Raw genomic sequence first — 6456 nt, forward strand, 5'->3', positions numbered from 1 at the left:
CTTCCTTGATGCAGGTCATAGACGCACAAAAACACCGGAATCCACACCACTAAAAACTCCCCACCCCAAAGAACGAGCCTGGGCACATCACCACCTGTCCTACGCCCCCACAACCATCCGAAGCCCCTCCCCCAAGTCCCATATCAAGGCGCGGCTAGCCCGGTATCCGTTGACCCAACTCGACTTTTACCTCCCCTAGGCCCCGAAACTACCCACCGATCCATGAAAAGGTCGAGTTACCTACAGAAGCTGGCACTGGCTACCTGTTTTTTCGCAGGTCATAGCCACAGTTTCTCGCACGAATGCATCGCACGTCAGGGAATAAACAAAAACCACGACAGCCCGCTGCCTTTCGGCGTGGACTGTCGTGGTTTTTAGGAGTTACCGTTTGATCATACGGCAAGGTGGCTTAAGGAAAATCGAGATCTTTCGCATAAGCATAGGAGTACTGGGTGCCGCGTTTTGTCACGGAGTCTGCCGCGTAGAACGCCGCCCTTGTCAGCGCGGCCTCAAGGTCCAGACCCGTTTCAATCGCGTTCGCAAATGCCCCGATGAAGGCGTCACCTGCGCCAGTGGTGTCAACGGCTTCGACCTTGAATGGTGGGATTTCCCCTTCACCGGATTCGGTTAAGTAGTACACGCCTCGGGCCCCAAGGGTGACCACCACATTGGTGATTCCAGCATCGGACAATGTCTTGGCAGCTTCTTTGACCCGCTCCATGGTATCGACCGGCATGCCGGTGATGAGCGCTAGTTCCGTTTCATTGGGCATGAAGTAGTCGCACCCGGTGATTCGGTCAAGCTCTAATCCAGGTGTGGCTGGTGCCGGGTTAAGCAGCACAGGTATGCCAAGCTGGTTGCCCAGCTCAATGGCGTAGTACACGGATTCCAGCGGAATTTCCAGCTGCAAAATGATCAGCGAGCACTTTTCCAGATCAGCTTTCGCCTGGTCAATGTCGGCGGGGCTGAGTTTGGCATTGGCACCTTTGATGATCAGAATCGAGTTCTGTGAGTTTTTATCCACGAAGATGGGGGCCACGCCACTGGTGGTGTCGGTATCCAACACATAGGTGGTATCGATACCGTTGGCTGCGAAATTCGCCTTGGTATTCGCAGCGAAGGCGTCGTTACCCACCCGAGTGAGCATGAGCACTTCCGAACCGTTGCGGGCGGCGGCGATTGCTTGGTTGGCTCCCTTGCCACCGCACCCTAGTTGGAAATCGGGGGCTTCGACGGTTTCGCCGGGGTCCGGCATCCGATCGATATAGGTGATGAGATCCACCATATTGGAGCCAATGACGGCGATGGTCATTGTGGTTATCCTTTCATTCCGGTGCGGACGTGGAAGTTCTTGGTTTCGCCAGCCGCAAGCTTAATGAGTGTTCCGGCGGCTTCGGCTGCGTTGAATCCTTCTGGCCGAGATGTTCCCGGAAGGACGAATGCCGCCACCTGCTGGTCCGGGTTATGCAGCACCCACCTGGTTGCTACCGGGAATTCTTCGGAGTTAAACCGCGCGAAGAATTTGTCCATTGTCACTTCGACCTCTGCGCCGTATTGTGGCAGGTCATCGGCGAACCATACGATCTCGGGATCGTAGCGTTCTGGTTCGGTTAGCGTTGTGTAGGCTGGCCGGGTTGCCAGCTCTTCGATGAATTCCTGCCACTGCGGGGTGGGGTGCACATGGGCGGGAATGGTGCGGCGGATTTTAAAGGCCTCATCGGGGAGGTTTCCGCCGAAGGTTGCCCCTGGAACATACGCGTAATTCATGTGGCACATGTATTGCAGCGGCATCGGCTGGTAGGCCGACAGGTTTGTCACCTCGAGGTCAATATCGAATTCAGTGTCGCCGCGCCCAAGCCGTACCGTCGGAGTGGCCGTGTAGTGGTGGCCGAAGCCTTGCACGTATTCGTATGTTCCGGAGATGGCTACGGAGTCGTCGACAAGCTCAACCCAGGCGGTTTCGAACGGTGCGCACGGAAATTCACCGTGCAGCGGATGGGTGTCGTCCGGTGCGGGGCAACCTGCGGCGAGCAAGCCGGAGTGGAAGGCGAAGCAACCGTAGGTGTCGACGATAATGTCCGCGGGCTTGGGTTCGCTAAACATGTTTTTCATGGTCAGCGACACGCCATCGAACACCACATCCCAGATGATCTGTCCCATAAACGGAAGGACTTCAATGCTACCTCGGGAGTTTTCGATCTTCACCGCCGCTACCCCACTGGGATACTGCCAGCCGGTGACGGTGAATTCCTCATGCGTGACAAGCGTGCGGGGTTCGGTTGTAAAACACTCCTTGGTGAGTGGAAGTTTAAACATGAGCGGTTTCTTCTTTCTGAACAGAAGCGATGGGGGCACCGGTTTTCTCTTCCCGCCACAAGATGAGGAAGTACAGCAATACCGCGACGAAGCACACGAGATTGACCACGAAGGAGAACTGCAAGGAACCGGTTGTATCGGAAACAAAACCTTGGATAAGCGGTACGACAGCGCCACCAATAATCGACATGACAATCACGGCGCCACCGGTCTCGGTGTGACGTTTGTCCTCAATCGCATCCAAGGAACGGGAGTAGATGGTTGCCCAACATGGCCCAAAGAGTCCGGAGACCAACACAGCTGCATAGACTGCGGTGAGGTTTGGAACCAGCATGACGTAGACCAAAGCGAGGGAACCTAGTACTGAGTACAGGATCAAAACGACGTTTTCGTTCATCTTTGTCATGAGAATGTTCGCGGAGAACTTGCCTAGGAAGAATGCCACGAATGCCCAGACCATGAAGGTGGAAGCGGAACGTTCGTTCAAGGATTCATCGAGGTTAAGTGCCAAGCGAATGGTGAATGACCATACTGCGGTTTGCATACCGACGTAGAGGAACTGCACTGCGATGCCGCGGAGGAATTTCACGTTGGACGCCAGGTAGGCCAGGGTTTCGCCGATCTTGGCTTTTGCCACGTGGGTGCCGTCGGAAAGCGGCTTACAGGTAGGCATTTGGGTTAGAGCGACGATAATCAGCAGCACCACCAGGATCATGATGATGAATTGGTACGGCTGGAGGGTGCGTTGCAGCATTTCCTGTGCAAACGATGCCTTTTCGTCATGGCTCATGGACTCCATCTGCAAATGCAGTGCGTCGCCGTCGGTGAAAACCAAGTACTTGCCCAGCAGAATTCCCAGGATCGAACCGAGGGGATAGAAGGTTTGGGAGATGTTCAGCCGGAGGGTGGAGGTTTTCTTTGGCCCAAGCATCGTCGAATAGGTATTGCAGGAAGTCTCTAGGAAACTTAAACCCACCGCGATGGCGAACAACGCCACCAGGAACACGCTGTAGGTCGCCATGTGCGATGCCGGGAAAAACAGCGTACAACCGACGATATACAGCGACAACCCAATAAGGATGCTGAGTTTGTAGCTATAGCGTTTGATGATTCGGGACGCCGGAATGGCGATGATGAAATAGCCGCCGTAGAAGGCCGACTGGACGAATGCGGAGGCGAAGTCCGACAGCGTGAAGATCGACTTGAACTGGGTAATCAGGATGTCATTAAGACTGGCGGCCGCGCCCCACATGGGGAAGCAAATAGAGATCAGAATGAACTGGAACCACGGTGTGCGATCGAGATAGCCGTCCCGTTCTTGGACCGCGTTGTTAGGAATAATTCCGAACGACATTGTTATTTCACCCCCACAAGTAGCGCGACACCATTAGAGGTGCCGATTCGGTTAGCGCCCGCAGCCACCATGGCCGCGAAATCGGTTGCGGTTTTAATCCCGCCGGATGCTTTCACGCCGAGGCTGTCCCCTACGGTTTCCCGCATTAAAGCGACGTGTTCTTCTTTGGCCCCTGCAGTGCCAAACCCGGTTGATGTTTTCACGAAATCGGCACCGGCGGCCTGCGCGCGTCGACAAGCTTCGACGATGTCGGAATCGGACAGGTAGCAGGTTTCGATGATGACTTTCACCAGTGCTCGCCCTGCCGCAGCTTTGACTACGGCGCGAATGTCCGCCTCGACGGTCTCCCAGTCACCGGCGCGGGCCGCACCGATATTGATGACCATGTCGATTTCTTCCGCGCCGTTTCGTATCGCGTCTTCCGCCTCGAAGGCCTTGACCGCCGAGGTGTTTGCGCCCAACGGGAAACCGATGACGGTGCAGACTTTTACCGGCGATTCGGCCAGTCGGTCCGTGGCGAATGATACCCAGACTGGGTTGACGCAAACGGAGGCAAAGCCATGCTGTTTGGCTTCGTCAATGAGGTTTTCCACCTCGGTTTGTTGCGCGGTAGCGGCAAGCAAGGTGTGATCGATCAGAAGTGAGTTGCGCATCACATTCCTCCTTGATAATGAAATACTTCACCCCTCACGCTACCAATGGAGGAAATTTTGTCAATAGTGACTTTTACATAGTTTTAGCTTTTCGACGATTCCTCAGCCGCCTCTAATTCCAGCAGCTTCGCCGCGGTGTCGGAATCGACCACCAGGTGCGTCGCAAAGCCCGCACGCAGCGCCACCCAGATAGCTTCCGCCTTATCCAATCCCCCAGCTACTAATATTCTCGTATGCTTTCGCTTAAGCTCCGGTAAAGAAATGCCCACGGTTCGCTCATCGACCTCCGGCACACTCACCGTCCCACCCCGGTCGATCCAGCGGGAACAAATGTCACCAACGGACTTTTCAATAATTACTTTCTTATCTTGCTCTGTGAAGTAATCTAACTGAAACAATATCGAATCGGGGTTAGCTGCCCCCACCGTGAACAACGCAATATTCGCTTCCCGACCTGCCTTCATAATGTCGCGAATATGCGGTTCCTGCTCCACCAGCCGCTTCACCTCGGCATTTCGAAAAACCGCTGGCAACGGCAACAACTTCGCTGTGGCGTTAAGCGCCCGACAGAACAAATCCATCGTCTCAAAATCATTCGTTGCCTTATCGCTATGCGACATCCCACCCTTCAACTGGACAACCTCAACCCCGCGCAGATTCTGCCGCTCCAACTGCTTCGCCACCGCGTACATGGTATTTCCCCAACTAACCCCCAAAACATCACCGTCGCGCAGCAAGCCCTGCAGCATCTCTGCCCCCAATCGACCAAGCCCCAACAGCAGGTCATTGCGGTCACGCGGATGCCCAGTGACGATTTGAACCTCAACTAAATCGAAGCGTGCACACAACTCCCGCGAGCGATCCGACCCCACCTCACGGGGATCGATAATGTCAATCCGCACGAACCCCCGATCGTGCGCACGTTTTAACAATTTCGACACCGTAGGACGTGAGACTTTGAGTTTTTCCGCAATCTCCGACTGCGAAAGGTCTAATTGGTAGTACAACTTTGCGGCGTCAATTGCTTTCCAATCACGATCGTCCATAAAAGTGACAATAGCGCATAACCGTACCCAATCAGCTACCCACAGGCGCACGCGTGGGAGTAATTACCGCACCCACCTAAAACGCGATGCAGGTTGTGGTTCACTCGATTCGGCGCGAATGTATACGTCACCGACTCCCTGCTGCGAATTCTCCGAAATGCACATCAATGACTTCTCGCGGCGGCTGAACCAAGGACATCTCATGTTGCACCTTGTATCCCTCCGCCCCGATGGTGTCGCCGTCGTTAAAGACATCCCCGCGATCTAACAAATAGTGGACGATGCTGAAAACCAGGTCAGCCACTTCGTCTTGATCCACTGTGTGTGCATGCACCTGCACATCTGGTAAATCAAACAAATACGCGCCTAGCGAATCCATTAAAAACTCATTCTGGCCTTTACCAGCAACATTAAAACTGCGGATATTGACTGCCAATTGAGCTGGCTGGAACCGCGCATCCTCCAACAACTGGAGCATTTCCGCGCCGAAATACACATCCCCAGAATGAGCAATCCGAACCACATCGGGGCGCAAGGATCGGATAACACCACGAATCGCCGCCGCATACACTTCCAGTCGCGCAACCGGCGGAAAATCGGCAGATGCATACGGCAAATGCAATTCGGTCATTCCCAAGGTGAAGTTCATCAACGCTAGCGCCTCATCCTCACGACCACCCAACCGCCACAACTGCGTGCGCTCGAAAGAATCAATGACCGCGCCAGGATCTTCAACCTGTGTAATGCCGCTAAACATGAGCATTGGCGGCATGAGGCATCCATGTTTTTCGCCAAAACCTAACAAAAGCAGCTCCCCACCAGTATCTTTAATCGAACCAATGGCGCACGTTTCGGTCAGTTCTTTAGCAACAGGCGAAAGATCCAGCCCACGTTTAGGGTGCACACCCCAATAGAAATCAACCGTAAACGCCCCTGCCCCTACCTGGTCGCCAGATAAATCTTGCGTCAACATAACCTCGAATTTTATCCAATACCCACTGGTGGGTCTAGATGTTTTTAAGCAGCTTGGTATTTGGTTGTGTGGTTGGTGAGGATTCTGGTGATGTCGGTGATGAAAGTGCTGGTC

Annotated in this window: 6 protein-coding genes; all 6 read right to left on the reverse strand. The window is 54.3% G+C overall.

Annotated features, from left to right (window positions below; all coding sequences use genetic code 11):
* Positions 1–409: 409 nt before the first annotated feature.
* Entirely contained in the window at positions 410–1312 is a 903-nt protein-coding gene (gene rbsK, locus Q4D85_RS11450; RefSeq protein ID WP_303200550.1) for a ribokinase, read from the reverse strand.
* Positions 1313–1317: 5 nt separating this feature from the next.
* Entirely contained in the window at positions 1318–2316 is a 999-nt protein-coding gene (locus Q4D85_RS11455; protein ID WP_303200551.1) for an aldose 1-epimerase family protein, read from the reverse strand.
* Positions 2309–3670, reverse strand: a complete 1362-nt coding sequence (gene fucP, locus Q4D85_RS11460; RefSeq protein WP_303200552.1) for an L-fucose:H+ symporter permease — start codon at positions 3668–3670, stop codon at positions 2309–2311. The genes Q4D85_RS11455 and fucP overlap by 8 nt, the downstream gene beginning before the upstream one ends.
* Positions 3671–3672: 2 nt before the next feature.
* Complete coding sequence (gene deoC / locus Q4D85_RS11465; protein ID WP_303200554.1) at positions 3673–4323, reverse strand: deoxyribose-phosphate aldolase; 651 nt, start codon at positions 4321–4323, stop codon at positions 3673–3675.
* Positions 4324–4406: 83 nt separating this feature from the next.
* Positions 4407–5369 carry a sugar-binding transcriptional regulator gene (locus Q4D85_RS11470; RefSeq protein ID WP_303200556.1) on the reverse strand — a complete coding sequence of 321 codons (963 nt, stop codon included), beginning with the start codon at positions 5367–5369 and terminating at the stop codon, positions 4407–4409.
* A 127-nt stretch (positions 5370–5496) separates the two neighbouring features.
* Positions 5497–6342, reverse strand: coding sequence for a DUF4261 domain-containing protein (locus Q4D85_RS11475; protein ID WP_303200559.1), 846 nt, complete (start codon positions 6340–6342; stop codon positions 5497–5499).
* Positions 6343–6456: the final 114 nt, after the last annotated feature.

Source organism: Corynebacterium sp. (genome assembly GCF_030532965.1).
Classification (GTDB): domain Bacteria; phylum Actinomycetota; class Actinomycetes; order Mycobacteriales; family Mycobacteriaceae; genus Corynebacterium.